The sequence below is a fragment of the Idiomarina sp. genome (assembly GCF_048260185.1).
In the GTDB taxonomy this organism is placed as follows: domain Bacteria; phylum Pseudomonadota; class Gammaproteobacteria; order Enterobacterales; family Alteromonadaceae; genus Idiomarina.
Map to the genome: position 1 here is coordinate 910,103 of NZ_JBLXHB010000001.1, position 25,250 is coordinate 935,352.

At 47.1% G+C, this 25,250-nt stretch carries 25 protein-coding genes and 5 tRNA genes; 25 read left to right on the top strand and 5 right to left on the bottom strand.

What is annotated here, in order from left to right:
- The first annotated feature begins 22 nt into the window (after positions 1 to 22).
- The 6 genes from lolB to ychF all read left to right on the top strand — a co-directional run bounded on the left by lolB (position 23) and on the right by ychF (position 4,976).
- Entirely contained in the window at positions 23 to 649 is a 627-nt protein-coding gene (gene lolB, locus ACN0RF_RS04495) for a lipoprotein insertase outer membrane protein LolB (RefSeq protein WP_034820245.1), read from the top strand.
- Entirely contained in the window at positions 640 to 1,500 is an 861-nt protein-coding gene (gene ispE, locus ACN0RF_RS04500; RefSeq protein WP_034820242.1) for a 4-(cytidine 5'-diphospho)-2-C-methyl-D-erythritol kinase, read from the top strand. The genes lolB and ispE overlap by 10 nt, the downstream gene beginning before the upstream one ends.
- A 15-nt stretch (positions 1,501 to 1,515) precedes the next feature.
- Positions 1,516 to 2,463, top strand: a complete 948-nt coding sequence (locus ACN0RF_RS04505; RefSeq protein ID WP_016341307.1) for a ribose-phosphate pyrophosphokinase — start codon at positions 1,516 to 1,518, stop codon at positions 2,461 to 2,463.
- Positions 2,464 to 2,601: 138 nt separating this feature from the next.
- Positions 2,602 to 3,267 (top strand): 50S ribosomal protein L25/general stress protein Ctc, encoded by a 666-nt coding sequence (locus ACN0RF_RS04510; RefSeq protein WP_034820239.1) that lies wholly within the window; start codon positions 2,602 to 2,604, stop codon positions 3,265 to 3,267.
- A 14-nt stretch (positions 3,268 to 3,281) separates the two neighbouring features.
- Positions 3,282 to 3,878 (top strand): aminoacyl-tRNA hydrolase, encoded by a 597-nt coding sequence (pth, locus tag ACN0RF_RS04515; protein ID WP_034820237.1) that lies wholly within the window; start codon positions 3,282 to 3,284, stop codon positions 3,876 to 3,878.
- 6 nt (positions 3,879 to 3,884) lie between these two features.
- A complete protein-coding gene (ychF, locus tag ACN0RF_RS04520) occupies positions 3,885 to 4,976 on the top strand; it encodes a redox-regulated ATPase YchF (protein ID WP_034820234.1) in 1,092 nt (363 codons plus the stop codon).
- 44 nt (positions 4,977 to 5,020) lie between these two features.
- Here the strand turns inward: ychF and ACN0RF_RS04525 are convergent, their stop codons facing one another.
- The 4 genes from ACN0RF_RS04525 to ACN0RF_RS04540 are packed head-to-tail and all read right to left on the bottom strand — an operon-like array spanning position 5,021 to position 9,246.
- Complete coding sequence (locus ACN0RF_RS04525; RefSeq protein ID WP_034820232.1) at positions 5,021 to 5,428, bottom strand: group I truncated hemoglobin; 408 nt, start codon at positions 5,426 to 5,428, stop codon at positions 5,021 to 5,023.
- A gap of 9 nt (positions 5,429 to 5,437) precedes the next feature.
- A complete protein-coding gene (locus tag ACN0RF_RS04530; protein ID WP_417438196.1) occupies positions 5,438 to 6,292 on the bottom strand; it encodes a DUF3034 family protein in 855 nt (284 codons plus the stop codon).
- Positions 6,293 to 6,298: 6 nt separating this feature from the next.
- On the bottom strand, positions 6,299 to 8,590 hold the full coding sequence (locus ACN0RF_RS04535) for an EAL domain-containing protein (RefSeq protein ID WP_417438197.1): 2,292 nt from the start codon (positions 8,588 to 8,590) through the stop codon (positions 6,299 to 6,301).
- A complete protein-coding gene (locus tag ACN0RF_RS04540; protein WP_034820226.1) occupies positions 8,590 to 9,246 on the bottom strand; it encodes a methylamine utilization protein in 657 nt (218 codons plus the stop codon). The genes ACN0RF_RS04535 and ACN0RF_RS04540 overlap by 1 nt, the downstream gene beginning before the upstream one ends.
- Before the next feature lie 197 nt (positions 9,247 to 9,443).
- On the opposite strand from ACN0RF_RS04540, the gene ACN0RF_RS04545 reads away from it, so the two are divergent.
- From ACN0RF_RS04545 to ACN0RF_RS04575, 7 genes are all read left to right on the top strand, one after another.
- Positions 9,444 to 10,826, top strand: a complete 1,383-nt coding sequence (locus ACN0RF_RS04545) for a class II fumarate hydratase (RefSeq protein WP_034820224.1) — start codon at positions 9,444 to 9,446, stop codon at positions 10,824 to 10,826.
- A 24-nt stretch (positions 10,827 to 10,850) separates the two neighbouring features.
- Positions 10,851 to 11,519 carry an SDR family oxidoreductase gene (locus tag ACN0RF_RS04550; protein WP_417438198.1) on the top strand — a complete coding sequence of 223 codons (669 nt, stop codon included), beginning with the start codon at positions 10,851 to 10,853 and terminating at the stop codon, positions 11,517 to 11,519.
- A gap of 144 nt (positions 11,520 to 11,663) precedes the next feature.
- Positions 11,664 to 11,740, top strand: a tRNA-Met gene (locus ACN0RF_RS04555).
- Between the two features lie 19 nt (positions 11,741 to 11,759).
- Positions 11,760 to 11,844 (top strand) — tRNA-Leu (locus ACN0RF_RS04560).
- A gap of 21 nt (positions 11,845 to 11,865) precedes the next feature.
- A tRNA-Gln gene (locus ACN0RF_RS04565) sits at positions 11,866 to 11,940 on the top strand.
- 37 nt (positions 11,941 to 11,977) lie between these two features.
- A tRNA-Gln gene (locus ACN0RF_RS04570) sits at positions 11,978 to 12,052 on the top strand.
- A gap of 14 nt (positions 12,053 to 12,066) precedes the next feature.
- Positions 12,067 to 12,153 (top strand) — tRNA-Leu (locus ACN0RF_RS04575).
- A 76-nt stretch (positions 12,154 to 12,229) separates the two neighbouring features.
- Here the strand turns inward: ACN0RF_RS04575 and ACN0RF_RS04580 are convergent.
- Positions 12,230 to 13,372 carry an FAD-dependent oxidoreductase gene (locus ACN0RF_RS04580; RefSeq protein WP_417438199.1) on the bottom strand — a complete coding sequence of 381 codons (1,143 nt, stop codon included), beginning with the start codon at positions 13,370 to 13,372 and terminating at the stop codon, positions 12,230 to 12,232.
- Positions 13,373 to 13,478: 106 nt separating this feature from the next.
- On the opposite strand from ACN0RF_RS04580, the gene ACN0RF_RS04585 reads away from it, so the two are divergent.
- The 12 genes from ACN0RF_RS04585 to rsfS all read left to right on the top strand — a co-directional run bounded on the left by ACN0RF_RS04585 (position 13,479) and on the right by rsfS (position 25,248).
- Positions 13,479 to 14,348, top strand: coding sequence for a DMT family transporter (locus ACN0RF_RS04585; RefSeq protein WP_417438200.1), 870 nt, complete (start codon positions 13,479 to 13,481; stop codon positions 14,346 to 14,348).
- A 79-nt stretch (positions 14,349 to 14,427) separates the two neighbouring features.
- Complete coding sequence (gene miaB, locus ACN0RF_RS04590) at positions 14,428 to 15,867, top strand: tRNA (N6-isopentenyl adenosine(37)-C2)-methylthiotransferase MiaB (RefSeq protein WP_011234192.1); 1,440 nt, start codon at positions 14,428 to 14,430, stop codon at positions 15,865 to 15,867.
- A 15-nt stretch (positions 15,868 to 15,882) separates the two neighbouring features.
- Entirely contained in the window at positions 15,883 to 16,872 is a 990-nt protein-coding gene (locus ACN0RF_RS04595) for a PhoH family protein (protein WP_153848991.1), read from the top strand.
- Complete coding sequence (ybeY, locus tag ACN0RF_RS04600; RefSeq protein WP_011234194.1) at positions 16,872 to 17,363, top strand: rRNA maturation RNase YbeY; 492 nt, start codon at positions 16,872 to 16,874, stop codon at positions 17,361 to 17,363. The genes ACN0RF_RS04595 and ybeY overlap by 1 nt, the downstream gene beginning before the upstream one ends.
- The gene (gene corC, locus ACN0RF_RS04605) at positions 17,360 to 18,247 is read left to right on the top strand and encodes a CNNM family magnesium/cobalt transport protein CorC (RefSeq protein ID WP_011234195.1); all 888 of its coding nucleotides are present in this window, start codon (positions 17,360 to 17,362) and stop codon (positions 18,245 to 18,247) included. The genes ybeY and corC overlap by 4 nt, the downstream gene beginning before the upstream one ends.
- Positions 18,247 to 19,758, top strand: a complete 1,512-nt coding sequence (gene lnt / locus ACN0RF_RS04610) for an apolipoprotein N-acyltransferase (RefSeq protein WP_417438201.1) — start codon at positions 18,247 to 18,249, stop codon at positions 19,756 to 19,758. Before corC ends, lnt begins: the two co-directional genes overlap by 1 nt.
- An 88-nt stretch (positions 19,759 to 19,846) precedes the next feature.
- Positions 19,847 to 20,044 carry a hypothetical protein gene (locus ACN0RF_RS04615; protein ID WP_011234197.1) on the top strand — a complete coding sequence of 66 codons (198 nt, stop codon included), beginning with the start codon at positions 19,847 to 19,849 and terminating at the stop codon, positions 20,042 to 20,044.
- Positions 20,045 to 20,080: 36 nt separating this feature from the next.
- Positions 20,081 to 22,657 (top strand): leucine--tRNA ligase, encoded by a 2,577-nt coding sequence (leuS, locus tag ACN0RF_RS04620; RefSeq protein ID WP_417438202.1) that lies wholly within the window; start codon positions 20,081 to 20,083, stop codon positions 22,655 to 22,657.
- Positions 22,658 to 22,660: 3 nt separating this feature from the next.
- Complete coding sequence (lptE, locus tag ACN0RF_RS04625; RefSeq protein ID WP_414018498.1) at positions 22,661 to 23,146, top strand: LPS assembly lipoprotein LptE; 486 nt, start codon at positions 22,661 to 22,663, stop codon at positions 23,144 to 23,146.
- Between the two features lie 12 nt (positions 23,147 to 23,158).
- Positions 23,159 to 24,241, top strand: a complete 1,083-nt coding sequence (gene holA / locus ACN0RF_RS04630; protein ID WP_417438203.1) for a DNA polymerase III subunit delta — start codon at positions 23,159 to 23,161, stop codon at positions 24,239 to 24,241.
- Entirely contained in the window at positions 24,238 to 24,867 is a 630-nt protein-coding gene (gene nadD, locus ACN0RF_RS04635; RefSeq protein WP_417438204.1) for a nicotinate-nucleotide adenylyltransferase, read from the top strand. The genes holA and nadD overlap by 4 nt, the downstream gene beginning before the upstream one ends.
- Before the next feature lie 63 nt (positions 24,868 to 24,930).
- On the top strand, positions 24,931 to 25,248 hold the full coding sequence (rsfS, locus tag ACN0RF_RS04640) for a ribosome silencing factor (protein ID WP_011234202.1): 318 nt from the start codon (positions 24,931 to 24,933) through the stop codon (positions 25,246 to 25,248).
- Positions 25,249 to 25,250: the final 2 nt, after the last annotated feature.

A 25,250-nucleotide genomic window follows, 5' to 3' on the forward strand; every position in this document is an offset into this window, starting at 1 on the left:
CCGATTGCAGCAATTGAAAAATATGATTCAACGCCGACTATTCTGGGTTTACCTGGTTGTTATAACATCGTTAACCGGGTGCGCGCTGCCGACGCCATCAGAGCAAGCAAGCAGTACCGAAGTTAATCAACGTATTATTGACGCTCATCAACAAAAGCTGGAGCAGCTACAACAATGGTCACTAAGTGGTCGCATGGCTGTTATTCAGAAAAACAATAAGGAAAGGGACAGCTTTTACATTAACTGGCGTTACCAGCCTCACCAGCAAATCATTCGTTTCTCTCATCCGCTAAAAGGCCAACTGGCTAAACTGACCGTCGATGACAGCGGCGCTTTGTTGACTGACTCCGATGACCAGGAACGCTGGGCTCCTTCAGCAGACGCTTTATTATACCGTCTGCTGGGCGCGGCTGTTCCCTTTGAAGAGTTACACAACTGGGTTCTGGGCAGAAAAACGAGCTCACTAAAGTCTGTGAGTTATCATAAAGATGGAACCTTAGCTCAGTCGACGATATTCCATCAGGGTCAAAACTGGCAGCTCAGTTGGTTCTATGATCAGGACAAAGTACAAATAGTAACCTTACCGGAACAGATCCACCTGGAAAGTCCTGAGCTACAGATAAAGGTGCAAGTGAACGAATGGCAGTAAACACCTTAACGCTCCCAGCTCCGGCGAAACTTAATCTGTTTTTGCATATCGTTGGGCGCCGCGCCGACGGGTACCACAATTTACAGACCGTTTTTCAATTTCTGGATTACGCTGACACCCTGAAGTTCTATACCACCTACGACAACCAGTTTGATTTAATTGACTGCAACAGCCAAATTCCCCGCGACGAGAATTTAGTCTGGAAGGCGTTAACAGCGCTAAAAAAAGCCTATGAAGAAAAAGGCATGACGCAACTGCCTGGCTGCTCGATTGAATTAATTAAGAGGCTTCCTCAGGGAGCCGGACTAGGTGGAGGTTCATCTAATGCTGCAACCGCGCTGGTGGGGCTGAATCAGCTTTGGGGCAGTCATTTAAATAGCACAGAACTACAGGCAATAGGTCGCAAACTTGGTGCAGACGTGCCCGTATTTATTCATGGACATGCCTGTTTTGCTGAAGGTATCGGCGATGTATTCACTAATATAACACCGCCTACTCCCTGGTATTTGGTAGTTAAACCCAATGTTTCTATCAGTACGGCTGCGCTGTTTTCTCACCCTAAACTACAACGCAACTGCTCGCCGGTTACCGCGGAAAACTGGCAACAGCAAAAAGTCGCGAATGTGTTTGAACCGGTGGTCTGCGATCTACACACCGAAGTTGCTATGTTGCGCCGTGCCTTGCTAGAATACGCCCCGACTCGGCTCACTGGCAGTGGAGCATGTCTTTTTTCAACATTTGAGACAAGACAAGCCGCAAAGGAAGCGCAACAGCAGGTTCCCAAAGAACTTTGCTCATTTATCGCTCAAGGCCAGAACCGTTCACCACTTATCCAGACATTAACCCAATAAAAGTCGAGGTATGTTGTGCCTGACATGAAACTTTTCGCCGGCAACGCCACTCCTGAGCTAGCCCAGAAAATCGCCGATCGCCTATATATCAAACTTGGTGAAGCTTCCGTTGGTCGCTTTAGTGACGGCGAAATTAGCGTCGCCATTAATGAAAACGTCCGCGGTTCCGACGTCTTTATTCTTCAATCTACTTGTGCCCCCACCAATGACAACTTAATGGAACTCATTGTTATGGTGGACGCTTTACGTCGTGCCTCAGCTGGTCGTATTACTGCAGTGATGCCTTATTTTGGTTACGCTCGTCAGGATCGTCGCGTTCGTTCAGCTCGTGTTCCTATTACGGCTAAAGTTGTTGCCGATTTCTTATCCAGTGTTGGTGTTGACCGTGTACTGACTGTCGACTTACACGCCGAACAAATTCAGGGCTTTTTTGACGTACCTGTCGATAACGTTTTTGGTACTCCGGTATTGTTAGAACACATGCGTCAGCAAAACTTCGACCATCCGGTTGTAGTCTCTCCTGATATTGGTGGTGTTGTACGTGCCCGTGCTTTTGCCAAGCTTATGGACGACACCGATTTAGCCATCATTGATAAGCGCCGTCCGTCAGCCAACGTATCGCAGGTTATGCACATAATAGGTGATGTTAAAGGCCGTGACTGCATTATTGTCGATGACATGATTGATACTGGCGGAACGCTTTGCAAAGCCGCAGAAGCACTGAAGTCTCACGGTGCAAAGCGTGTGTTTGCTTACGCTACTCACCCGGTATTTTCCGGCAATGCGGTGCAAAACATTAAAGACTCTGAAATTGACGAATTTATCGTTACCGACAGTGTTCCGCTGAGCGATGCGATGAAAGCCACGGGTAAAGTTACTCAGTTAACCTTGTCCGGTATGCTTTCAGAAGCACTTCGCCGCGTTAGTAATGAAGAATCTATTTCAGCAATGTTCGATTACTGATTGTTGTAATTATTTCTGCTCAGTGCTAGTATTGCGCGCCCTTAGAAACCGGCCTCGTTGTCGGTTTCTAAGTTTCTGGGTCAGCTCTTGGTCGCGAGTGCTGACAAATAAAAACTTTAAACATTGAGAGGCCAAATCATGGCTGAATTAGATTTTAACATTCAAGCTACCGTCCGCACGGACAAAGGGAAAGGTGCGAGCCGCCGCCTGCGTCACGAGGACAAAGTACCAGCGATTTTATACGGTGGTCAGGGCGAGCCAATCGCATTAGCGTTAGACCACAACAAAGTGAATAACATGGCCGATTACGAAGCCTTTTATTCGCACATTTTGACGCTGGAGTTTGATGGTAAGAAACATCAGGCAATTCTGAAAGACATGCAGCGTCACCCGTACAAGCCTAAATTGACTCACCTGGATTTCCAGCGTGTAGAAAAAGGCCACAAGCTGCACACTAACTTACCTCTGCACTTCTTAAATGAAACAACTGCTAAGGGCGTTAAAGAAGAAGGCGGTGTAGTTGTTCACCACGTGAACGACGTGGAAATTACTGTATTACCGAAAGACTTACCAGAATATCTGGAAGTTGATATTGCTGAACTCAGCGTTGGTGACACTATTCACCTAACTGACTTAAAACTGCCTAAAGGCGTTGAGTTAGTTGAACTGACCAAAGGTGAAGACCACGACCAGGCGGTTGTGTCTATTACTGCTCCTCGCGTCGAGAAAGAAGAGACCGAAGAAGATACAGTAGCACCTGGCGACGTTCCTGCTGAAAACAGCAAAGACGCTGACGAAGAATAAGTCAGTCTCCTGTTATGGGAACTGAAGTAAAACTACTTGTGGGCCTGGGAAATCCGGGCCCCGAGTATGAACGAACTCGCCACAACGCTGGTTTCTGGTTAGTCGATGACTTTTGCAGACGCCACGCGATTACGCTCTCCCCCGATGCAAAAAGCAAAGCTCTGATTGGACGCTGGCAACAAGGCGCTCATGACCTGCGTATTGTATTACCACAAAATTTTATGAACCGTAGTGGCTTCTCTGTTGCGGCTCTGGCTAACTTTTATAAAATACCGGCTAACGAAATTTTAGTGGCATACGATGAGCTCGATTTACCACCCGGCGTTGCTAAATTTAAAAAAGGCGGAGGTGCCGGCGGGCATAACGGAATTAAAGACATTATTGCTCAGACAGGCAGCCAGGACTTTATGCGGTTACGCATTGGTATTGGCCACCCGGGCGATAAAACAAAAGTAACTGGCTTTGTCTTAGGCAAAGCTTCAGCAAATGAACAGCGGCTTATTGATGACTGTATCGATGAAGCCAGCCGCAGTATCGACACATTAATGGCGGAAGGCTGGGGAACTGCGTTGCAGCGCCTGCATAGCTACCGCCCTGAACAGAAAGGCTAAACTCTCATGGGATTTCGATGTGGTATCGTTGGTTTACCTAACGTAGGTAAATCCACTCTCTTCAACGCACTGACCAAAGCAGGCATTGAAGCTGCAAACTTTCCATTCTGTACCATCGAACCAAACACTGGCGTTGTGCCTGTTCCTGATCCTCGTCTTGATAAGCTAGCCGCTATTGTTAACCCGGAACGCGTTATTCCAACAACCATGGAGTTTGTGGATATCGCCGGGCTAGTTAAAGGTGCTTCAAAAGGCGAAGGCTTAGGTAACCAGTTTTTAGCAAACATTCGTGAAACTGACGCTATTGGCCATGTTGTTCGCTGTTTTGAAGACGACAACATAGTGCATGTCAGCGGTGGTATCGACCCGGCCGATGACATTGACACCATTAACACCGAGCTGGCATTGGCCGATTTAGACTCAGTTGATAAGTCTCTGTACCGCTTAAGTAAAAAAGCTAAAGGTGGGGATTCACAAGCTAAAGCCGAAATTGCTGTGCTGGAAAAGCTGAAACCGGCATTGGACGAAGGCAAAATGGCTCGTTCTGTTGAGCTAAGCAAAGATGAGCGTGCCACTATTCGTTCATACAACTTGCTGACTTTAAAGCCGACTATGTACATTGCTAATGTCAACGAAGACGGCTTTGAAAATAACCCTCATCTTGACAAAGTTCGTGAAATTGCCGCAACCGAGAATGCGGTAGTCGTTCCGGTATGTGCCGCTATTGAGTCAGAAATTGCCGAGCTGGATGAAGCGGATAAAGAAGAGTTCCTGAGCGAACTGGGTCAGGAAGAACCTGGCCTGAACCGCGTTATTCGTGGCGGTTACGAACTATTAAACCTACACACCTACTTCACTGCCGGCGTAAAAGAAGTTCGCGCCTGGACAGTTAAAGTGGGTTCAACTGCACCGCAGGCAGCCGGACGCATTCATACTGACTTTGAAAAAGGCTTTATTCGTGCCGAAATCGTTGGTTATGACGACTATATAGCCAATAACGGTGAACAAGGTGCAAAAGATGCCGGTAAATGGCGCCTGGAAGGGAAAGAGTACATTGTGAAAGACGGCGATGTCATTCACTTCCGCTTTAACGTTTAAATACCGATTAATGGCTCGCTCCCAGCGAGCCATTTTTTCATCCATTACTCTTCAACAATATCGCTATGCATAGGCGCCAGCACGCCCAATAACTGATTCTGCGCTGAAACCGGAACATTCTCCTTTTCCATTGCAGCAATCAAGTGTTCCACTAAAGCATTAAAATCCGCATTGTCGACGCCCATATTACGATGGGAAGTTTTCATATCCTCACCACTGTAATCACAAGGTCCGCCACTTAAATCACACACTTGCTCGCTGATGAGCTTATGTACGCGCATAATATCAACACCATCAAAATGATGCGCAATACGCTCGTCACCACCCACCCGATAAAGCATTTCTTCAACAATAGTCTCTATGCCCTGCTGTTCACCCAGTTGCTGATACAAGCTCTGAGCGAAACTCAGTGGCGAAAACAACAAGGCCACCAATAACAAAACGGTTTTCATAGTCTCTCCTTAAAAAGCTGCCTGAACAGACAAATACCAACCAGTTTGGTCGTCCAGTCCCGCAATGGAGCCCAGATCGGTGTAGGCTCCAACGACAGATACATGTTTGTTCGGGAAATACGCAACAAAAAGATCTTTCCAATCCTGCTCTTCCGCAAAGCTTAAGTTATCCGGTTTCTGTCGGTACTCAACGCCTACAGCCCAATAACGATTAATAAACGCAGCTACGGAAGCTTCAGCCAGCCACTCGCGGCTTTTCTCTTTATCGCCACCAAAGCCCAGTAAGCCCAATTGGTTAGCTTCACTTGAACGTAATGTCAGATTAGCAACCCAGGTACGGTGGAAAGGCCCGTCCAGCCATGCTTTTGCTGCACTGACATACCAGTCGGTGCCGCTGTCATCCTGAGAGCCTACCACCGCTGGCAACTCATAATCGTTGTTCTTCTTGTGTTGTAAACCCAGACTTATTTGCGGTAGGTCACCATAAATTAGATCGCCAGCTAAACGTACTTTTGCACCAACAATGCTTTGGCTCAATTCGCCGCCAATAGTGGATAAATCAAAGGTTTGCTCCGCATACGACAGCTCAATACGGTTATTCCAGCTGAAACTGGCGCCCTGAACACTTAAGCGAAAATCATCAACAGACACTTCACTCAAGTTAACCGTCGCGCCAAACTGGCCTTCACCGGCATAACTGCTTAACGTAGCCCAGGGCACAATGCCTCCGCCACCAGAGCCTTCAAGACTACTGGTACCGCCGGTTGCCAGTAATCGTGTTCCCTGATCCGCTGCCGCAGATGGGGCTACAGCTAAAGCGCAGGTCAGCAAAAAACCTCCGCCATATAAACACTTGTTCATCATTCGTTATCATCCATTGGTTTCATGGTTATTTAAGTAATCTATAAAGCCTGAAATTGGTAAGGGTTTGCTAAAGAAATAGCCTTGCAACTCATCGCAATGCATCGACTGCAACACTCTCCAGCTGTCTTCATTTTCGACACCTTCGGCAACGACACGAAGACCTAACTCGTGAGCTAAGTGTATGGTTGAACGAACAATAGATTTGTCCTTAGACTCCTCGCTCAAATGCTGCACAAAGGCTCTGTCTACTTTCAGCTCTTCTACCGGTAAACGCCGCAATTGTGCCAACGAGGAATGCCCGGTACCGTAGTCATCAATTGATATTGAAAACCCAAGACGCTTCAATGTTTCCAGCCGGGCAATGGCCTTTTCCGGGTCTTTCATTACCGCACTTTCTGTAATTTCCAGTACCAGCAACTTCGGTAATTCGGGAAAATCAATAATGAGTTGTTCAAATAGTAGGGGTAAGGCGTCGCTCAATAAGTCGACGGTTGACAAATTGATGCTCAGTTTTAGCGTCCGCCCCTGCTCATGCCAGCTCTGAAGCAGCTTGGTCGACTCTCTGCACACCCAGTTGGTCAACTCGGTAATAGCTCCGGATTGCTCTGCTAACGGAATAAATTCATCCGGCCCGACAAATCCAAGCTTGTCGCTCTGCCACCTCAACAATACCTCAGCCCCCACGACTGAACCCGTCTGGCAATTAATTTTAGGTTGCAGTACAAGATGTAGCTCCTGATCCGCTACCGCATCTTTAAGTGACTCAATAATTTGCAGGCGGCGCATGTATTGTTCGTCCAACCCACTCTTATATTCAACATAAAAGCTTTTCTGGAGCTTGGACTGCTGCACACTGACTTGCGCACGACGAATAAGTAAATCGACTTCATTGCCCTGCTCAGGAAAATAAACAACACCGACATTAAAGGCCAGACGATAATCACTGTCGCCAACTTTAAAGGGCGTATCGAGAAAAGAGTGAAGCTCTTTAATTTTACCATCGAGGTCGAATGTGGATTTATCAGAAGCGTATAGAACAGCAAATTCGTCACCGCCAATTCGAGCCAATAACTCAGCTTTACCACAACACCACTTCAGCCGAACAGATAACTGATGCAGGATGTCATCACCAATTTCCTGACCCACACTGTCATTGAGAACTCTGAATTGATGAATATTCAACAATAAAAGACACCCGGAGCTGGTATTCTCATCTAAACGGTATTGCAACTGCTCACGGAAAAATGAGCGATTCGGCAAATCTGTTAAATGGTCATGAGATGCCTGATAAGAAATTCTTTGTTCACGTTCGGAAATAGCTTTGCGCATGCTGCCAAAGGTATTGGCCAACTCTCCGAACTCATCATCGTTCAGCGACAGTTCAGACTCACTGTAGTCACCTTGCTGTAATTTTCTAGCGGCTCCCGATAACTGTTGTAACGGACGGGAAACACCTCTGGCTATAATCGCCGCTAAAAGTATCGCTATAACCAGAGCAACAATTGCAATTAAAGCAATTTGCCAATGCAGCCGCGTGAATTCAGCAGCCGCAGTTTCAAGTGACGTTGTTAATGCCACGTGGACAGCATCATCGGAACCGGCATCCAGCACCACCTCACTCCCCGCCAGTTCCTGATTTAACAACCAGTTATCAAGAGTATGGTCGTCTTTATTCAGCGCTTTCGCAAACGAAGACACTTGCCGTGCAGCCAGACTGGAAGCAATGACTTTTCCTGAGTTCTCCAGCCACAGGGTGATATCAGCATTAGCCAGATTTTTTAATTCTTCTGCTAAACCCGAATCCACTTCAAAACCTAAGGTTGCCCAGGCAATAAGATTTGGAGCATGAACCGGTACTGTAACCAGTTGAAACAGTTCTTCTTCGACAACCGCCAGTTCGCTGTTCGAACCTGCCCCACTATGGTTAATGCGTAGCTGATCAAAAGCATGAGATGATGCAATTTCTTCGCCTTCGGGAGTTTGCAGCACCATCAACTCAGCTTCAATACGTTCACCGTAGTTAACCAAAGCTGACACTATGGTTTCCCGATCTTTTGAAGCCACCGCGCGTTTAAACCCAAAATCATCGGTAAGGACTTCTGCCGCTTGCAGCAATTGAGCGCTACGACTATCCAGAAGCTCCCGGAAAACTCTCTCACTAACGCTAAGCTCACGCTCAATTGAGCGATCTAACTGATTTTCTGTAGCGACCCAAACCGCAGCCAAAGCAACCAACAAAGCGCCAGCTACAAGTCCTGCAAGGATGAAAATTAAACGGGTTCTGAACCGTGTTATCATCAATTCCCTCTGCGATTAAATCGCTGTTCCAGCCGCGAGGGCTCTTTATCTTCCCGCACCGGCGGTGATACTTGCACCTGCCCGGTCAGCTTCCCTGAATCTGAGGTTAATTGCACGTTCTGTGCTTTAGACAGTTCATCCCCCATCCAATAGTGCCACACCCTGATTTCGGCGGGAGCTGAATTTTCTTCCACCTTAAGCTCAACAATACCCTGCTCATTCGTTACCGCAATATCGTATTCGTCACTTACCAGCACATAGGCAACCATTTGGTCGTGGATATTACAACCCAGAGTCACTATGCCTGCTTTATCAAAATTAACGCTTGGCTTTTCTTTATCTGAATAAAGTTTTAACTCAAAATTCTTAGCCTCAGAGAAAGAGTAAACATGATGTCGAATGTTATCACTGTTAGGAAACACAACGTCGGTGCCCGGCTCTACTGCGCTAACCGTGGGCGTAAATTGCTTGTTCACCTGGTCAACTACCGCCGACTGCCCAGTCACTTTGACAGGCGGCTTTTCCCTCTCAATTAACAGTGCAGCATTTGCCAACGGCTGACCATCTGCGGCCAAAATCTCAACCTGCACGGTATCTGCGACCACGCTTTGAACCGCAAATACCGTGAAAAAAACACCAACAAAAAGTCGCTTCACACAAAGTCCCCCACAAAATCACCATTAAGCTCGCGCACATCAGTCAACCGTAACCGAAAAAACGAAACTGCGCTATGATTGAAGTACGTATTAATGATCCACTATGGTTCATTGTTGGTACTTGAAATACATAAGTATCGACAAACAAATTTAGACACTAAGCTATTACTCTTAGCTTGAGGACAGGAGGGATATTTATGAGTCAGGATTATCGCACAGAGAAGGACAGTATGGGCGAGGTCAAAGTCCCCCAAAAAGCACTTTACGCTGCACAAACACAGCGTGCCGTTGATAACTTTTCCATTAGTGGGCTAACCTTACCCACTCAACTGATACAAGCCATAGCAATGGTTAAAGCGAGTGCCGCCGGAGCAAACGCTAAAATTGGTCAGTTAGAAAAGGAACAGGCTGACGCCATTATTAAAGCGGCTAAAGAAATCATTAACGGTCATCACTTAGAGCACTTCCCTATTGATGTGTTCCAGACCGGTTCAGGTACCAGTTCCAATATGAATGTGAACGAGGTTATTGCCAATTTAGCTAAGCAAAGCGGTGTTGAAATTCACCCCAATGACCATGTGAACCAAAGCCAGTCGAGCAACGATGTTATACCTACCGCTATTCAGGTGGCGAGTGTACTGGCTGTAGAAAAACAGTTAACACCAGCTTTAAAAGGCCTTATTGATACTATTCGCAGTAAAGCCATTGAGTTACGCAATGTGGTAAAAACCGGCAGAACCCATTTAATGGATGCCATGCCAATGACCATGGCGCAAGAACTTGAAGCCTGGGCTGGTCAGTTGGACATAACTGCTGAACAGCTTCCACAGTTATTACAGCGCAGCCGAATTCTTCCGCAGGGCGGTACAGCAATAGGCACAGGAATAAATGCCCCTAAAGAATTTGCAGCTGAGTTTGCCGAACAGTTGACTGAGCTTAGCGGCAGTGACTTTAAACACTCAGCGAACCCTTTTACGGGTATTGCCGGACAGGAAATCAATTTACAACTCTCGGCACAACTGAATACGCTGGCGACGACCTTACTCAAAGTCAGTAACGACTTACGCTGGATGAACAGTGGACCACTGGCGGGCTTAGGCGAAATTCAGCTAACCGCATTACAGCCCGGAAGCAGTATTATGCCGGGTAAAGTGAACCCGGTCATTCCGGAAGCTGTAGCTATGGTTGCCGCTCAGGTTAATGGTAACCACACCACAATTACGACAGCTGCCCAGCAAGGCAACTTCCAGCTAAACGTTATGCTGCCAGTTATTGGCTACAACTTACTACAGTCCATTAATATACTCAGTAACAGTTGTGACGCTCTGGCAACTAAAGCTATTGCCGACTTCGAGGTCAATGAAGAGCGGCTGCAACAAGCTTTAGCGAAAAACCCTATTCTGGTAACAGCTCTTAACCCGGTCATTGGCTACAATAAAGCCGCTGAAATTGCCAAAGTAGCGTACAAAGATGGACGAGCCATTATCGATGTCGCTGATGAGATGACCGACCTAGGTCGTGACCGGCTTGAGCAGTTGCTGGACCCGAAAAAACTAACTGAAGGTGGCGTTAGCGAATAACGCCTCTGGTATTTGGAGTACAAAATGAGTCAACAACAGGTTTTAATTACCGGTGCTAACCGGGGAATTGGCTACGAATTTGCCCGGCAGTATGCCGAACAAGACCACAAAGTTTTCGCCGTTTGCCGCAACAGTTCAAAGCAATTAACTGAGCTGGACGTTGAAATTATTGAGGGCATTGATGTCACCAAAGCCTCCGATTTACTGCGTCTTTCCGAGACCATCGGCGATAAAAAGATTGATATCTTAATTAATAACGCAGGGCTTCTGCATAAAGACGTATTAGGTGAAATTGACGCTGGTAATATACGGGCTCAGTTTGAAGTCAACGCGTTAGCGCCGCTAAGAGTCACCGAAGCGCTACTAAAGAATTTAAAGAAAGGCAGTAAGGTTGCCTTGATTACCAGCCGTATGGGATCCATTGGAGATAATGGTTCAGGAAGCCGCTACGGTTACAGAATGTCAAAGGCGGCATTGAATGCGGCCGGGAAATCCCTTGCGCTGGACTTAAAAGAACATGGAATTCCCGTGGTATTACTCCATCCGGGTTTTGTACAAACCGATATGGTGAATCATGCCGGTGATATTCCTGCAGAAACAGCAGCGGAACGCTTAATGCAACGTATTGAGGAATTAAGCTTAGATACCACCGGACAGTTTTTTCATAGTAACGGAGAAAGCCTGCCCTGGTGATTTGCTGCCTTTTTAAGCAAATCACTGTTTTTTTGCTCAAACGCGCCCGTTAATATCGTTTTTTCTCAAAAATAGGTTGACGGGCTGCGGAGCGATTTGCATAATACGCGCCGCACTCACAGAGAGCGGTAAGTAAAAAGGTATGGCTACGTAGCTCAGCTGGTTAGAGCACAGCACTCATAATGCTGGGGTCGCAAGTTCGAATCTCGCCGTAGCCACCAACCTTTAACTGATCATGATGCGGACGTGGTGGAATTGGTAGACACGCTGGATTTAGGTTCCAGTGCCTCACGGCGTGAGAGTTCAAGTCTCTCCGTCCGCACCAACTCTCAGAGCCAGCTAAAATTGGGGCATAGCCAAGCGGTAAGGCAGCGGGTTTTGATCCCGCGATTCCCAGGTTCGATCCCTGGTGCCCCAGCCATTAGTTGTTTCCAAAAGTGATTGCCATCTTAGTAGGATGGGGCATAGCCAAGCGGTAAGGCAGCGGGTTTTGATCCCGCGATTCCCAGGTTCGATCCCTGGTGCCCCAGCCATACTAACTACTGTTGCGGTGGTGGCGGAATTGGTAGACGCGCTAGCTTCAGGTGCTAGTGTCCGTAAGGACGTGGGGGTTCAAGTCCCCCCCTCCGCACCACTTTATTCGAGTATAATTTTACTCAGGTAAAAGTGGAAAACAGAAAGGCCACCATAAGGTGGTTTTTTTGTGCCTGTTATTCGCCCACAGCTTGCTTTAACAGCCAACGCTTAACCCGCGGGAAAGCCGCTACTTTCAAGGATGCTGCGGTTGCAAACTGCATAACTGGATTACGACTGCGCCAACCAAACTGTATGGCATCCATCATCCGCATCATTTTCGCATTTTCGCCTTGCCGGGTCTTTTCGTACTTATCCAAAGCTACGCTCGGAGTATTTTCCTGTAGTACCTCAACCAGACAGCGCACATCGGCAAATCCCAGGTTAACGCCCTGCCCGGCCATAGGGTGAATACTGTGAGCAGCATCGCCTAATAAAACAATAGAGCCTTCTTTAACGTAGTGTGCAGCATGTTTTCTCTGCAGCGCAAAACTGGCACTTTTAAGTACCCGGAAATTGCCGATATGGGGAGAAAAGGTCTCACTCAAATAAGCTTCAAGACCCGCCTTGTCTCTCTGCAGAGAATTGATGTCGTCACGTAAACCGTAGTCTATAAGGCAAGCTTGTTGTTCAGTCAGCGGCAGCAAAGCATAAGGCCCCTGGGGGCGAAAAACTTCCCAGGTTTCGGGTTCTATCGGCTTTTCCAGACTGACATTAGCTAATAGGCAACGTTGGTCATAATCCCAGCCCCGATAATGAAAACCGGCAAGCTGCGCCACTTTAGAATTGGCTCCGTCACAGCCCAACAACAGATCATAGCTGAGCGTATCGCCCTGACTTAAAACCACCGTTTTTGTTCCAACATTGAGTTTATCGAGCGTGTCGTCTGTTCGTAAATCAACGTTTTTAAGAGTACGCAATTTTGTCCACAGAGCCAGCTGCAAAGCGTTATTTTCAACCATAACGCCCAGCTTCGATAAGCCCGCTTCACTTGCCTGAAAGCTCAGGTTATGGCCACTTTGCGATGTCACACTCAGTTTCTGGTAGTCAAAAACTCGTTGCTGACGCACACAAACGCCAATACCTAAATCCAGTAACCATTCCCAATTGCTGTTATTCACAGACGATATGCGTAAATCCCAGTCAGGGTCTGTACCGCTGTCTTCTCCCGGAGGAAAGGGTTCAAGTAAGGTCACATTTGCACCTTGCTGCGCTAATGCTAGTGCGGCCGCAGCACCGACCATTCCGCCGCCATTTATCAATACTGATAGCTGTTTCATCTACCGCGCCCTCACTCCTTACATTCCTGCTAGCCCTTATAAATAACACATCTCATGGTGAATTTCCGTTATCATAGTCAATAAGACGATGTTCAGAGTGTTTTTTATGCAAGCTAGGGAAAGTTCACAAAAAGCGGTCATTATTGCTTCTCTGCTTATTTTAAGTGCCGAAGCCAGTTTTGCAGGCGTCAGTGCGCTGGTTAAATACATCAGTCAGGATCAACCTTTCGAGCAATTGGTCTTTTTTCGTAACCTGATGGCCTTTCTCGTTCTTCTTCCCTGGTTATGGCGAAAAGGTCTTGGCAACTTAAAAACAGAACGCCTGAAACTGCACCTTATTCGTGGTGCTGCGGGCATTGCCGCTATGTACTTGTTTTTCTACGCTATTGCGACAATTCCGCTGGCGCAGGCTACTCTGGTTCTGTTGCTGTCCCCCTTTTTAATTCCAGTTATTGGCTGGCTTTGGCTACACGACTATGTGGCTAAACAAACCTGGCTGGCTATTGGGCTGGGTTTTATTGGTGTCTTTATTTTTCTCGACCCTATGAACAGCGAGCTTTCACCTGTCATCGGGTTAGCCTTTTTAGCCGCCGCATTCGCAGCCTTCACCAAAACCGTCATTCGCCGCATGTCGGACACCGAATCGACAAGTAAAATTGTATTTTATTTTTCTACTCTGGCCACCATTGCTTCAGGGCTTCCGCTGCTGTGGTTGTGGCAACCTATTCCAACTCAGCACTGGCTTGGAGTTGTTGTTATGGGCTTGCTGGCAGTTTATGGGCAATTGGCTATGACCAAAGCTTTTTCCATCGCCCCACCAGCAAAGGTTGGAGTGTTTACTTACAGCTCAGTTTTGTTCGCCGCTTTACTCGGCTACTGGTTATTTGGAGAGGAACTTGCCTGGCACATGCTGTGGGGCGCGTTAATCATTGTTGTTGCAGGCTATTTTGCCATACGAACACGGCGCAAAAGTTAATCATTTCAAACTTGGCAATCTGCTCCAATACGCGATAAAATAAGCGCCTTATACGAAATCCATCAACCATCGAGTGGTCATGAGTAAGAAGTTATATATCAAAACCTGGGGTTGCCAGATGAACGAGTACGATTCCACCAAAATGGCGGAATTGCTCCACTCAACCCACGGCTACGATGTTGCCGAAGAAGCCGAAGATGCCGATCTCATTCTTTTGAACACCTGTTCCATCCGCGAAAAAGCGCAGGAAAAGGTTTTTCACCAGTTAGGTCGCTGGAAAAACCTGAAAAAGAACAATCCGAATTTATTGATTGGTGTTGGTGGCTGCGTTGCTTCTCAGGAAGGCAATGAAATACGCGCCCGCGCGCCTTTTGTCGATATTATCTTTGGCCCTCAAACCTTGCACCGCTTACCGGAAATGGTTAATCAGGTCAGCGAGACTCATGCGCCTATGGTTGACGTCTCTTTTCCTGAAATTGAAAAGTTTGACCGTCTAGCCGAGCCTAAAGCAGACGGTGCCAGTGCTTTTGTCTCTATTATGGAAGGCTGCAGCAAATATTGCTCATTCTGTGTTGTGCCTTACACTCGTGGTGAAGAAGTCAGTCGCCCGGTTGATGATGTCATTTATGAAATTGCACAACTAGCGGAACAAGGCGTCCGTGAAGTAAACCTGTTAGGACAAAACGTTAACGCCTATCGCGGTGAGCATTACGACGGCGAAGTGTGCCGCTTTGCTGAATTGCTGCACCTGGTTGCGGCAATTGATGGTATTGATCGGATTCGCTATACCACATCGCATCCGGTTGAATTTACAGACGACATTACCGAAGCCTATAAAACCATTCCGGAGCTGGTCAGCCATTTACACTTACCAGTACAAAGTGGTTCAGACCGTATATTGACCATGATGAAGCGTGGTCACACGGCGTTGGAATACAAATCGAAAATTCGCGCCTTGAAAAAAGCGCGCCCTGATATCGCCATGTCATCAGATTTTATCATCGGTTTCCCCGGCGAAAGCGATGCCGATTTTGAAGCAACCATGGATCTTATCCAGAGCATTGACTTCGACATGAGCTTCAGCTTTATTTATAGTGCTCGCCCGGGAACGCCAGCGGCTGATTTACCTGACGACATTAGTGAAGAAACCAAGAAAAAGCGGCTGCAGCTATTACAGCAACGTTTGAACCAACAGTCTATGGCGCACGCTCGTCGTATGCTGGAGACGGAGCAACGCATATTGGTTACCGGACCATCGAAAAAGAACCCGATGGAGCTTACCGGACGCACTGAAAACAATCGGGTTGTAAATTTTGTTGGTCAACCCCATATGATTGGACAGTTCGTTGATGTACGTATTACCGAAGTTCTTCCGAACTCATTACGCGGTGAGTTAATTCGGGAAGAAGCCGATATGGGGCTTCGTGTAGATACGGCACCAGAAATTATTTTGCAAAGAGGAAAATCGAGCGAGCCTGATGAATTAGGCGTTGTTCGAATGCCTCGACAAGCCAGTTAAGTAAAGAGGAAACGATTGAGTCCACAAACACAGACACTTGATTTTGAGCTAGAGCCGACGGATTCACGTCGGCTTTCCAATCTCTGCGGCCCTTTAGACGAGAATCTGAAGCATATAGAGCGTCGCCTCGGCGTAGAAATAACACACCGCGGTCATCAGTTTCAGTTGATAGGTCACGCAGCCAGCGTTGCAGCCGTGCACAAATTATTACTCGATCTCTACATTGAGACGGCAACCGTAAAAGGCAAAGAAGGCCAGGTTGAACCCGAACAAGTTCACCTGGCCATTCAGCAGGCCAAAGTTCTTGAGCAAAGCGACGATCAAGGCGACCCTGCCGCTGAAAAAATGACTCACATTAAAACCAAACGCGGCTTAATTAAGCCTCGCAATCATAATCAGGCGGGTTATGTTCGTGCCATTCTGGCTCATGACGTTAATTTTGGTATTGGACCTGCCGGTACCGGAAAAACTTATCTGGCAGTAGCTTGTGCAGTAGATGCTTTGGAACGTCAGGAAGTGCGCCGTATTCTCTTAACTCGTCCGGCGGTAGAGGCGGGTGAAAAGCTGGGTTTCTTACCGGGAGACTTAGCTCAGAAAGTAGACCCTTACTTGCGCCCTCTTTATGACGCTTTATTTGAAATGCTCGGCTTTGAAAAAGTTGAAAAGCTGATTGAGCGTAACGTCATTGAGGTGGCTCCGTTAGCATACATGCGTGGTCGAACGCTGAATGATGCCTTCATTATTTTAGATGAAAGCCAGAATACCACTTGTGAACAAATGAAGATGTTTCTGACCCGTATTGGTTTTAATTCACGAGCGGTCATTACCGGCGACATCACTCAGGTGGATTTACCCCGCGGTCAACGCTCAGGGTTAAGGCACGCCATTGAGGTACTAAATAAAGTAACAGACATTAGCTTTACCTTCTTTCAAGCCGGCGATGTCGTGCGTCACCCCGTAGTGCAGCGCATCGTTCAAGCCTACGAGGAATTCGATAAAAGCTAATGGCTGATTTAACACTAGACTATCAACTGGCTGACGGTATTACCAAAGCTCCAGAGGAAAACGCTGTCCACAGTTGGGTCGCAGCCACTCTGGATTATCTGCAAGAAAATGATAAAGCGGTTGAGCTAACGGTGCGCATTGCTGCATTAGAAGAAGCTCAGCAGTTGAATAATGAGTTCCGTAATAAAGATTACGCCACCAATGTTTTGTCTTTCCCCTTCAATAGCCCAGTCGAATTACCCGTCACTTTGTTAGGTGATTTGGTTATCTGTCAGAGCGTCGTTGAACGTGAAGCTGAAGAGCAACAAAAGTCAGCCATCGACCACTGGACGCATATGGTGATACACGGTACTCTCCACCTATTAGGTTACGATCATATTGAAGACGACGAAGCCGAAGAAATGGAACAAATTGAACGTAACATCTTAGCGAGTCTGGGAATATCAGACCCGTATCAAACCGCAGACAACATGGAGCTTAACACTCAATGAGCGACGACAACCCCCACTCAGCCAACGGCTCATCGGGAAAATCCTGGGCAGCGAGACTGCTGCAAGTATTCGCTGGTGAGCCGAAAAGCAGAGAAGAACTCGTCGATTTGATTCAGGACGCCGAAGACCGCGACCTGATAGACAACGATACCAGAGAGATGATTGAGGGCGTTCTCGATGTCGCTGAGCTTAAAGTCCGCGACATTATGATTCCACGCTCACAAATGGTCACCATTGATATCCATCAAGGTGTAGACGAATTCCTGCCTATCGTTATCGATTCTCAACACAGTCGTTACCCGGTTGTTACTGACAACAAAGATCACGTTGAAGGCATTCTGTTAGCAAAAGACTTGCTCAGCTACGGCTTTAACATGACCGACGAAGCCTTTTCGCTGGACAAAGTCATGCGCCCCGCGGTTATCGTTCCGGAGAGTAAACGCGTTGATGTGTTACTAAAAGAGTTTCGTTCCAACCGTTACCATATGGCTATTGTTGTCGATGAGTATGGCGGCGTATCTGGTCTGGTAACTATTGAAGATATTCTGGAAGAAATAGTTGGCGAAATTGAAGACGAAACCGATGCTCATGGTAACGATGAGAAAAACAATATTCGTCGCCTTAGCCCAAGCCGCTATTCAATAAAAGCTTTAACTACCATTGAAGACTTTAACCAATACTTTGACACCAACTTCAGTGATGAAGAACACGACACTGTTGGTGGGCTTGTTGCGCACGGCTTTGGCCATTTACCACAGGCAGGTGAAGAAGTTAAACTCGGTAACATGACTTTCCGGGTCACTAACGCAGATAAAAGACGTATTCAACAACTGCAAGTCAGTCTGGACTCTGATACCGATACCTCGCCGGAGTCTGCACAGTAATGATAACACCCTCAGGAAGCGTTACACGCTCTTTACTGTTAGTGATTTGCGGCGCTCTCCTGACGCTGTCTTATTCACCTTTTCACTGGCATTGGCTGCCGTTTATCATACTGCCTATAGTGGTAAGACTGATATGGCCCCTAGCCCCTAAACGCGCATTCAGAGCGGGCTTTGTCTTCGGCATGGGTTGGTTCGGTGCTGGTTTAAGCTGGATTTACGTTAGCATCGATCAATATGGTGGTGTTCCGGTTCCGGTTACGCTGCTTTTATTAGTGTTGTTGTTTGCTTATTTAGCGCTGTTTCCTGCAATTGCATTTTGGTGTTGGCAGAAGCTCTCTCACCGAAAATTTGTCTGGCGCTTCAGTCTGCCTTTCTTCTGGCTTATTGCCGAGCTACTCAGAGGCTGGCTCTTCACCGGCTTCCCATGGCTGAGCCTGGGTTACAGTCAAACCGATGGTATTTTCGGCGGACTGGCTCCGGTTATTGGTGAAACGGGTATTACGGTAGCACTTTGGTTTACTGCTATTACCATGGTGCTGGCGTTCAGGTTCAAAAAACCAGCGTCGCTTTTAATTCCGCTTATTTTTCTCACTTGCGCTGTCGTATTCCCTAAAATACAACCCACAGAGAGAAAAACGGAGTCCATGTCGGTACTGCTGGTTCAGGGCAACATTCAACAATCTTTAAAATGGCAGGCCGAACAGCAATGGCCAAATATTTTGCGCTATCTCGATTTAACCCGCCCTAAATTTAATCACGATCTGGTTATTTGGCCGGAATCCGCGATAACCGCGCTTGAGCCTTATGCCAGTGATGTCCTCAATACGGTAGAACAGTCCGCGAGTATGAACGACTCAGCCTTAGTTACCGGCATTATTGATTACGACAGACTCAACGATGATTTTTACAACTCCGTTATTGTACTGGACGACGACAGCTACAATTATGGCAACGCTAACCGTTACCAAAAACACCAACTGCTGCCAATTGGCGAGTTTGTGCCTTTTGAAGATCTTTTACGTCCGCTGGCTCCGCTATTTAATCTACCTATGTCGTCATTTAGCCGGGGGGGATATCAACAGCCTAACCTCAAGGCCAACGGTAGCAATCTGGCCATGGCTATATGCTATGAAATAGCCTTTGCGGGTCAAGTTCGTAGCAATACCTACGACGATACCGATTATCTCGTGACCATAAGCAATGATACCTGGTTTGGTGATTCACACGGTCCCTGGCAACACATGCAAATAGCGCGAATGCGTGCAATGGAGCTTGGTAAGCCTTTGTTACGGGCGACGAATAATGGCGTTACAGCAGCTGTAGACGAACATGGTCAATATATAGAACTGGCTCCACAGTTTACGGCAACGGCGTTATCAGCAGATGTTTACCCGGTTAGTGGTTCAACATTATTTAATAAAATTGGTAACTGGGGAGCTGTAATTCTGGCTCTGTTTGGCCTGTTACCTGTAATCGCTACAAAACGTACTAAGAAACGCGCTCAGACATAGTCATTAGGCGCGAAAATCAGTACACTATAAAGGCTTAGCAGAACTATTCTGTTGCTGTTCTTTTCCATTTTTTCACAGGGATCTCATTATGGAAAATATATTTGACGCCATTCTTTTTGCTGTGCTTATTGCTGCAGGCGGTCTGGGACTAACTTCCTGGCTCATGCTGTTCGCCATTGATAAGTCTGAACCTGCCGAAGTCAAACAACGCGCTGTTTTTGAAAACGGTTTTTTTGGTCTGGCCGGCATCGTCGTTGTACTTCTTATGTGGTACGCAATTAGCTAAACCGATATTTAAATTCAAACGGAATCAGCAGGAATTATGCAAGAACAATACAACCCGAGCAAAATCGAATCTGCCATGCAAAAACGCTGGCAGGAACAAGACGTATTTACGGCAAAAGAACAGCCGGGCAAAGACAAGTTCTACTGCCTGTCCATGTTCCCCTACCCCAGCGGCAAACTACATATGGGGCATGTTCGTAACTATACTTTAGGTGATGTCATTAGCCGTCATCAGCGTATGCTCGGAAAAAATGTTATGCAACCTATGGGCTGGGATGCCTTTGGGCTTCCTGCTGAAAATGCCGCTATACAGAATAAAACGGCACCGGCAAAATGGACTTATCAGAATATCGATTATATGCGCGAGCAGTTAAAAAGCTTAGGTTTTGGCTACGACTGGAACCGTGAACTGGCAACTTGCTCGCCGGATTATTATCGCTGGGAGCAGTGGTTCTTCACTAAGCTTTATGAAAAAGGCCTGGTTTATAAGAAGAATGCGACGGTTAACTGGGATCCGGTAGACCAGACCGTGTTAGCCAATGAGCAAGTCATTGACGGGCGCGGCTGGCGTTCCGGCGCTAAAGTCGAGCAGAAAGAAATTCCTCAGTGGTTTATTAAAATAACCGATTACGCTGAAGAGCTGTTAGACGATTTGGATCAGCTTGATGGTTGGCCAGAACAGGTCAAAGCTATGCAGCGTAACTGGATCGGCCGCTCAGAAGGTGTCGAAATTGACTTTAACGTCGCTTCCTCTGAACAGAGTTTACGCGTTTATACCACCCGTCCGGATACGCTTTACGGCGTTACCTACATGGGCGTTGCGGCACAGCATCCTTTAGCTACGGAAGCCGCCAAAACGAACCCTGAGCTGGCTAAATTCATTGAAGAGTGCAAAAACAGCAAAGTTGCAGAAGCTGATATTGCCACCATGGAAAAGCTGGGCATGGACACCGGTATTAAAGCCGTTCACCCAATGACCGGCGAAGAAATTCCGGTGTGGGTCGCTAACTTTGTTTTAATGGATTACGGTTCCGGCGCTGTTATGGCGGTTCCTGCACATGACCAGCGCGACTGGGAGTTCGCAACGAAATACCAGTTGGAAATTCGGCCTGTAATTGAACCTCTTAGTGGCGATAGTGACATTGAAAAAGCAGCCATTACTGAGAAAGGCACCGTTATTAACTCGGGGCCATATAACGGTATGAGCTCGGCACAGGCCTTTGACGCAATTGCAACCGAACTAAAAGAGAAAAACATTGGTGAGCGTAAAGTAAACTACCGTTTGCGCGACTGGGGGGTATCTCGTCAGCGTTACTGGGGAACCCCAATTCCGATGCTGAATCTGGAAAATGGCGAGTCCGTGCCCGTTCCGGAAGATCAGCTACCGGTTAAACTGCCTGAAGATGTCGTTATGGACGGTGTGAATTCACCAATAAAATCTGACCCTGAATGGCGTAAAACCGAATATAACGGCCAGCCGGCAGAACACGAAACGGATACCTTCGACACCTTTATGGAGTCATCGTGGTACTACGCCCGTTACTGCAGCGCACAAACTGATGATGCCATGCTGGATCCGGAAAAAGCGAACTATTGGCTACCGGTTGATCAGTATATTGGTGGTATTGAGCACGCCATTTTGCATTTGTTGTACGCTCGCTTTTTCCATAAATTATTGCGCGACACCGGCTTAGTGAAGTCTGACGAACCATTCAAACGTCTGCTGTGTCAGGGCATGGTACTGGCAGACAGCTATTACCGCGAAGATGAAAAAGGCGGCAAACAATGGGTGTCGCCTCTTGATGTTGACATTGAGCGTGATGAAAAGGGCGCCATTGCCGGCGCTAAACATAAACAAGACGGCCAACCGGTTAATATCGGCGGCATGAGCAAAATGTCAAAGTCTAAGAATAACGGCATTGACCCGCAAACCATGGTTGAACGTTATGGCGCGGATACCGTGCGCTTATTTATGATGTTTGCCGCACCACCGGAAATGACGCTGGAGTGGTCAGACTCTGGTGTTGAAGGTGCGCAACGCTTTTTACGCCGTCTGTGGAAACTGACTTACGACTTAAATAACGCCGGTGGTGCTTGTTCAGGTCAAAGCTTAAATGCAAACCAAAAGCAGCTGCGTCGCGAGTTGCATAAAACCATCGCTAAAGTCAGCGATGACATGGGACGCCGCCAGCACTTTAACACAGCAATAGCGGCCATTATGGAGCTGCTTAATCACTTACAAAAAGCACCACTGGAAAGCGAGGCCGACCGTCAGGTATTAGCTGAGTCAATCGATGCTATGGTGCGTATGCTTGCGCCTATCACGCCGCATATCTGTGAGCAATTATGGCAGGAACTGGGACATCAGGAGCCGCTGTCTTTTGCTGACTGGCCAACCGTTGATGAAAGTGCGTTAGTTGAAGACGAAAAACTGATTGTGGTGCAAATTAATGGCAAAGTTCGGGCTAAATTAACCGTGCCGGCCGACGCTTCCGCAGAACAAGTTGAGCAAATCGCTTTTGATGAAGAAGCCGTACAAAAGCATACTGAGGGCAAGGAAGTTCGTAAGAAAATCTACGTGCCCGGAAAAATTCTCAATATTGTTGTTGGATAACCCATGCGCGTTACCTTTAATCTTTTACTCACCCTGCTACTGATAGCCACTCTTAACGGATGTGGCTTTCAGCTGCGCGGAAATTACCAACTGCCAGAAACACTGCAGTCGGTTTCTCTGCAAAGCCAGGTTTCAAAAGAATTAAGTGAGCATATGGAACAGCGCTTTATTCATTCGGGCATTCAGGTCTCTAAAGCGGAGCAGCCCGTTGTCGTTCGCCTTCTTTCAGATAAGTTAGAACGAAGAACACTGTCGTTGTTTGAAAGTGGTCAGGTTGCGGAATACGAGCTTCTGTATCAGGTCAATTATCAGTTGTTCAACAATGAAAAGCTGTTACTTGAGCGAACGGTTGAGGTGGCGCGGGACTATCAGGACGACCCTAACTTCGTATTGGCTAAAACCCGCGAACGGGAAATGCTGGTCGATGAAATGAGAGCCGAAGCGTCACGCCTTATTTTGCAACAAATCATCTCCGAAATGTCGGAATAGAACTCTTAACCAATGCAAACTATCTACCCTGAAAAGCTTGAACCTTACTTGCAACAGAATGGGGTTCCCCCTGTCCTGCTTGTGTTTGGTGACGACCTTTTACTCAGGAATGACGCCCTAGCCAGCATTCGAAAAGGCTTAGCCAGTGATGACCTCGAGCGAGTGCATTGGTTACAAAGTAAAGACTTCGACTGGCAGCAACTGTCTGCCGGTGAGCAGTCAATGAGCCTGTTTGGCAATATGCGGCTGATTGAGCTGGAATTACCCGAAAACAAACCCGGTCGGGACGGTTCTGCCGCATTGACCGAGTACGCAAAAAATCAGGCCGAGAGTGAAATCCTGGTTGTTATTGGTGACCGGTTAAAAAAGGAAACCCAGAACAGTCGCTGGTTTAAAGCACTGGCAGAGCGCGGCCCGCTGGTTCGCACCCAAAGCCCGGATAAATCACAGTTGCCCGCCTTTATTCACCAGCGTGCTCAGCGTTACCAACTCACTCTCGCCGCGGGTGTTCCGGAAAAGTTATCAGACTGGTTTGAAGGAAACTTACTTGCTCTGGATCAGGAACTTAGTAAGTGGCAATTGCTGAGCAACGATGGCGTCATTACGGAATACTTTCTGAAAACCTCCATTGATGATGTCAGCCGCTTTAGCGTGTTTGCCTTGCAGGAAAGTATCCAGCAACAAGATTTTGAAGGTGCGTTGCATCGGCTGGAGCGTTTACTAGACGAAGAGAATGATTTTCACAGGCTCATCTGGATTTTGCAGCGCGAAGTGCAACTGCTAACAGCATTGCAAAAAGCTAAGCAGACACAAACCGATACAAACGCACTTTTCCGTCAATTTATGATTTGGCCTAATCAACAACCGGGTTATCACCAGCGCGCAAATCAATTGAGTCAGCAAACTCTATTGAGTGCACAGCAGTTGATTGAGAGAATAGAAGCGGCGCTTAAGCTTGATAGCGGCGAATCCCCTCTTATACTCACGACTCATCTACTCAGTTTACTTTGCTGTAATAACGCCGACGCCATTAATGACGGACTTTCGGTGTTTAATCACGGCATTGAACCGAACGAAAAGTTTATTCAGCTATGATACGCGCAATTTTTGGCGGCACTTTCGACCCTATTCATAACGGGCACCTGGAAACGGCAGCCGCTCTGATAAAAGAGCTCGACATTTCCACTTTAGCGCTGATGCCAAGCGCGGTACCGCCACATCGCCCGCAACCAGATGCCAGCCCTGAGCAGCGGCTGGACATGGTTAAGCTTGCATCTCAACAACATACGGCTTTCACCGTCGAGGACTGGGAGTTAAGACAGGACAGACCGTCCTTTACCGCCAATACATTAAGTGAATTTAAAACCCAGTTTCCTGATGACACCCTACTTTTTGTGATGGGGATGGATTCATTAATGAGTCTTCACCGCTGGCATCAGTGGCACCAGCTTATTGAGTACGCTCACCTTGTCGTGATGCCAAGAGCCGGGGTTCCTTTTAACCCTCAGGATGACGAGTTGAAAGCGTTTATTTCAGCGCACATGACCCGCGATAGAAACGCCTTGAATAAACAACGCCAGGGGCTGCTTTATATTGCAGAAACTCCAATGGTCGATGTTTCCGCCACTGAACTCCGGAAACAACTTCAGCAACGTGAAAAAAACCTGCCACTGCCTTCCAATGTTTATGACTATATAAGACAACATCAGCTGTATTTGTAACTGAACACTTTTACTAATTTCTGTTAAACTTCGGGTTTTAATCCTTAAATCGGAGAAAATCTTTTGCAGGCAGAAGAATTGCGTGAATTTGTCATTGATAAAATCGATGATCTTAAAGGTCGTGACGTTCAAATTTTAGATGTTCATGATAAAACGGACGTTGTTGATTACATGATCATCTGCTCTGGCAGCTCGAAAACGCATGTAAGAAGCATTGCTGAACATGTGGCTACGGAAGCAAAACATGCTGGCACGCCACCTATTGGCGTAGAAGGTGGAGAACAGTCGGAATGGGTTTTAGTTGATCTTGGTGATGTTGTTATACATGTAATGCAGGACAGCATCCGCGACTTCTATCAATTAGAAAAACTCTGGGGCTAATC

What these genes read in the sequence shown, in the direction of transcription:
- lolB (WP_034820245.1), top strand. Translation starts at nt 23, where the DNA reads ATGATTCAACGCCGACTATTCTGGGTTTACCTGGTTGTTATAACATCG.
- ispE (WP_034820242.1), top strand. Translation starts at nt 640, where the DNA reads ATGGCAGTAAACACCTTAACGCTCCCAGCTCCGGCGAAACTTAATCTG.
- ACN0RF_RS04510 (WP_034820239.1), top strand. Translation starts at nt 2,602, where the DNA reads ATGGCTGAATTAGATTTTAACATTCAAGCTACCGTCCGCACGGACAAA.
- pth (WP_034820237.1), top strand. Translation starts at nt 3,282, where the DNA reads ATGGGAACTGAAGTAAAACTACTTGTGGGCCTGGGAAATCCGGGCCCC.
- ychF (WP_034820234.1), top strand. Translation starts at nt 3,885, where the DNA reads ATGGGATTTCGATGTGGTATCGTTGGTTTACCTAACGTAGGTAAATCC.
- ACN0RF_RS04525 (WP_034820232.1), bottom strand. Translation starts at nt 5,428, where the DNA reads ATGAAAACCGTTTTGTTATTGGTGGCCTTGTTGTTTTCGCCACTGAGT.
- ACN0RF_RS04530 (WP_417438196.1), bottom strand. Translation starts at nt 6,292, where the DNA reads ATGATGAACAAGTGTTTATATGGCGGAGGTTTTTTGCTGACCTGCGCT.
- ACN0RF_RS04535 (WP_417438197.1), bottom strand. Translation starts at nt 8,590, where the DNA reads ATGATAACACGGTTCAGAACCCGTTTAATTTTCATCCTTGCAGGACTT.
- ACN0RF_RS04545 (WP_034820224.1), top strand. Translation starts at nt 9,444, where the DNA reads ATGAGTCAGGATTATCGCACAGAGAAGGACAGTATGGGCGAGGTCAAA.
- ACN0RF_RS04550 (WP_417438198.1), top strand. Translation starts at nt 10,851, where the DNA reads ATGAGTCAACAACAGGTTTTAATTACCGGTGCTAACCGGGGAATTGGC.
- ACN0RF_RS04580 (WP_417438199.1), bottom strand. Translation starts at nt 13,372, where the DNA reads ATGAAACAGCTATCAGTATTGATAAATGGCGGCGGAATGGTCGGTGCT.
- ACN0RF_RS04585 (WP_417438200.1), top strand. Translation starts at nt 13,479, where the DNA reads ATGCAAGCTAGGGAAAGTTCACAAAAAGCGGTCATTATTGCTTCTCTG.
- miaB (WP_011234192.1), top strand. Translation starts at nt 14,428, where the DNA reads ATGAGTAAGAAGTTATATATCAAAACCTGGGGTTGCCAGATGAACGAG.
- ybeY (WP_011234194.1), top strand. Translation starts at nt 16,872, where the DNA reads ATGGCTGATTTAACACTAGACTATCAACTGGCTGACGGTATTACCAAA.
- corC (WP_011234195.1), top strand. Translation starts at nt 17,360, where the DNA reads ATGAGCGACGACAACCCCCACTCAGCCAACGGCTCATCGGGAAAATCC.
- lnt (WP_417438201.1), top strand. Translation starts at nt 18,247, where the DNA reads ATGATAACACCCTCAGGAAGCGTTACACGCTCTTTACTGTTAGTGATT.
- ACN0RF_RS04615 (WP_011234197.1), top strand. Translation starts at nt 19,847, where the DNA reads ATGGAAAATATATTTGACGCCATTCTTTTTGCTGTGCTTATTGCTGCA.
- leuS (WP_417438202.1), top strand. Translation starts at nt 20,081, where the DNA reads ATGCAAGAACAATACAACCCGAGCAAAATCGAATCTGCCATGCAAAAA.
- lptE (WP_414018498.1), top strand. Translation starts at nt 22,661, where the DNA reads ATGCGCGTTACCTTTAATCTTTTACTCACCCTGCTACTGATAGCCACT.
- holA (WP_417438203.1), top strand. Translation starts at nt 23,159, where the DNA reads ATGCAAACTATCTACCCTGAAAAGCTTGAACCTTACTTGCAACAGAAT.
- nadD (WP_417438204.1), top strand. Translation starts at nt 24,238, where the DNA reads ATGATACGCGCAATTTTTGGCGGCACTTTCGACCCTATTCATAACGGG.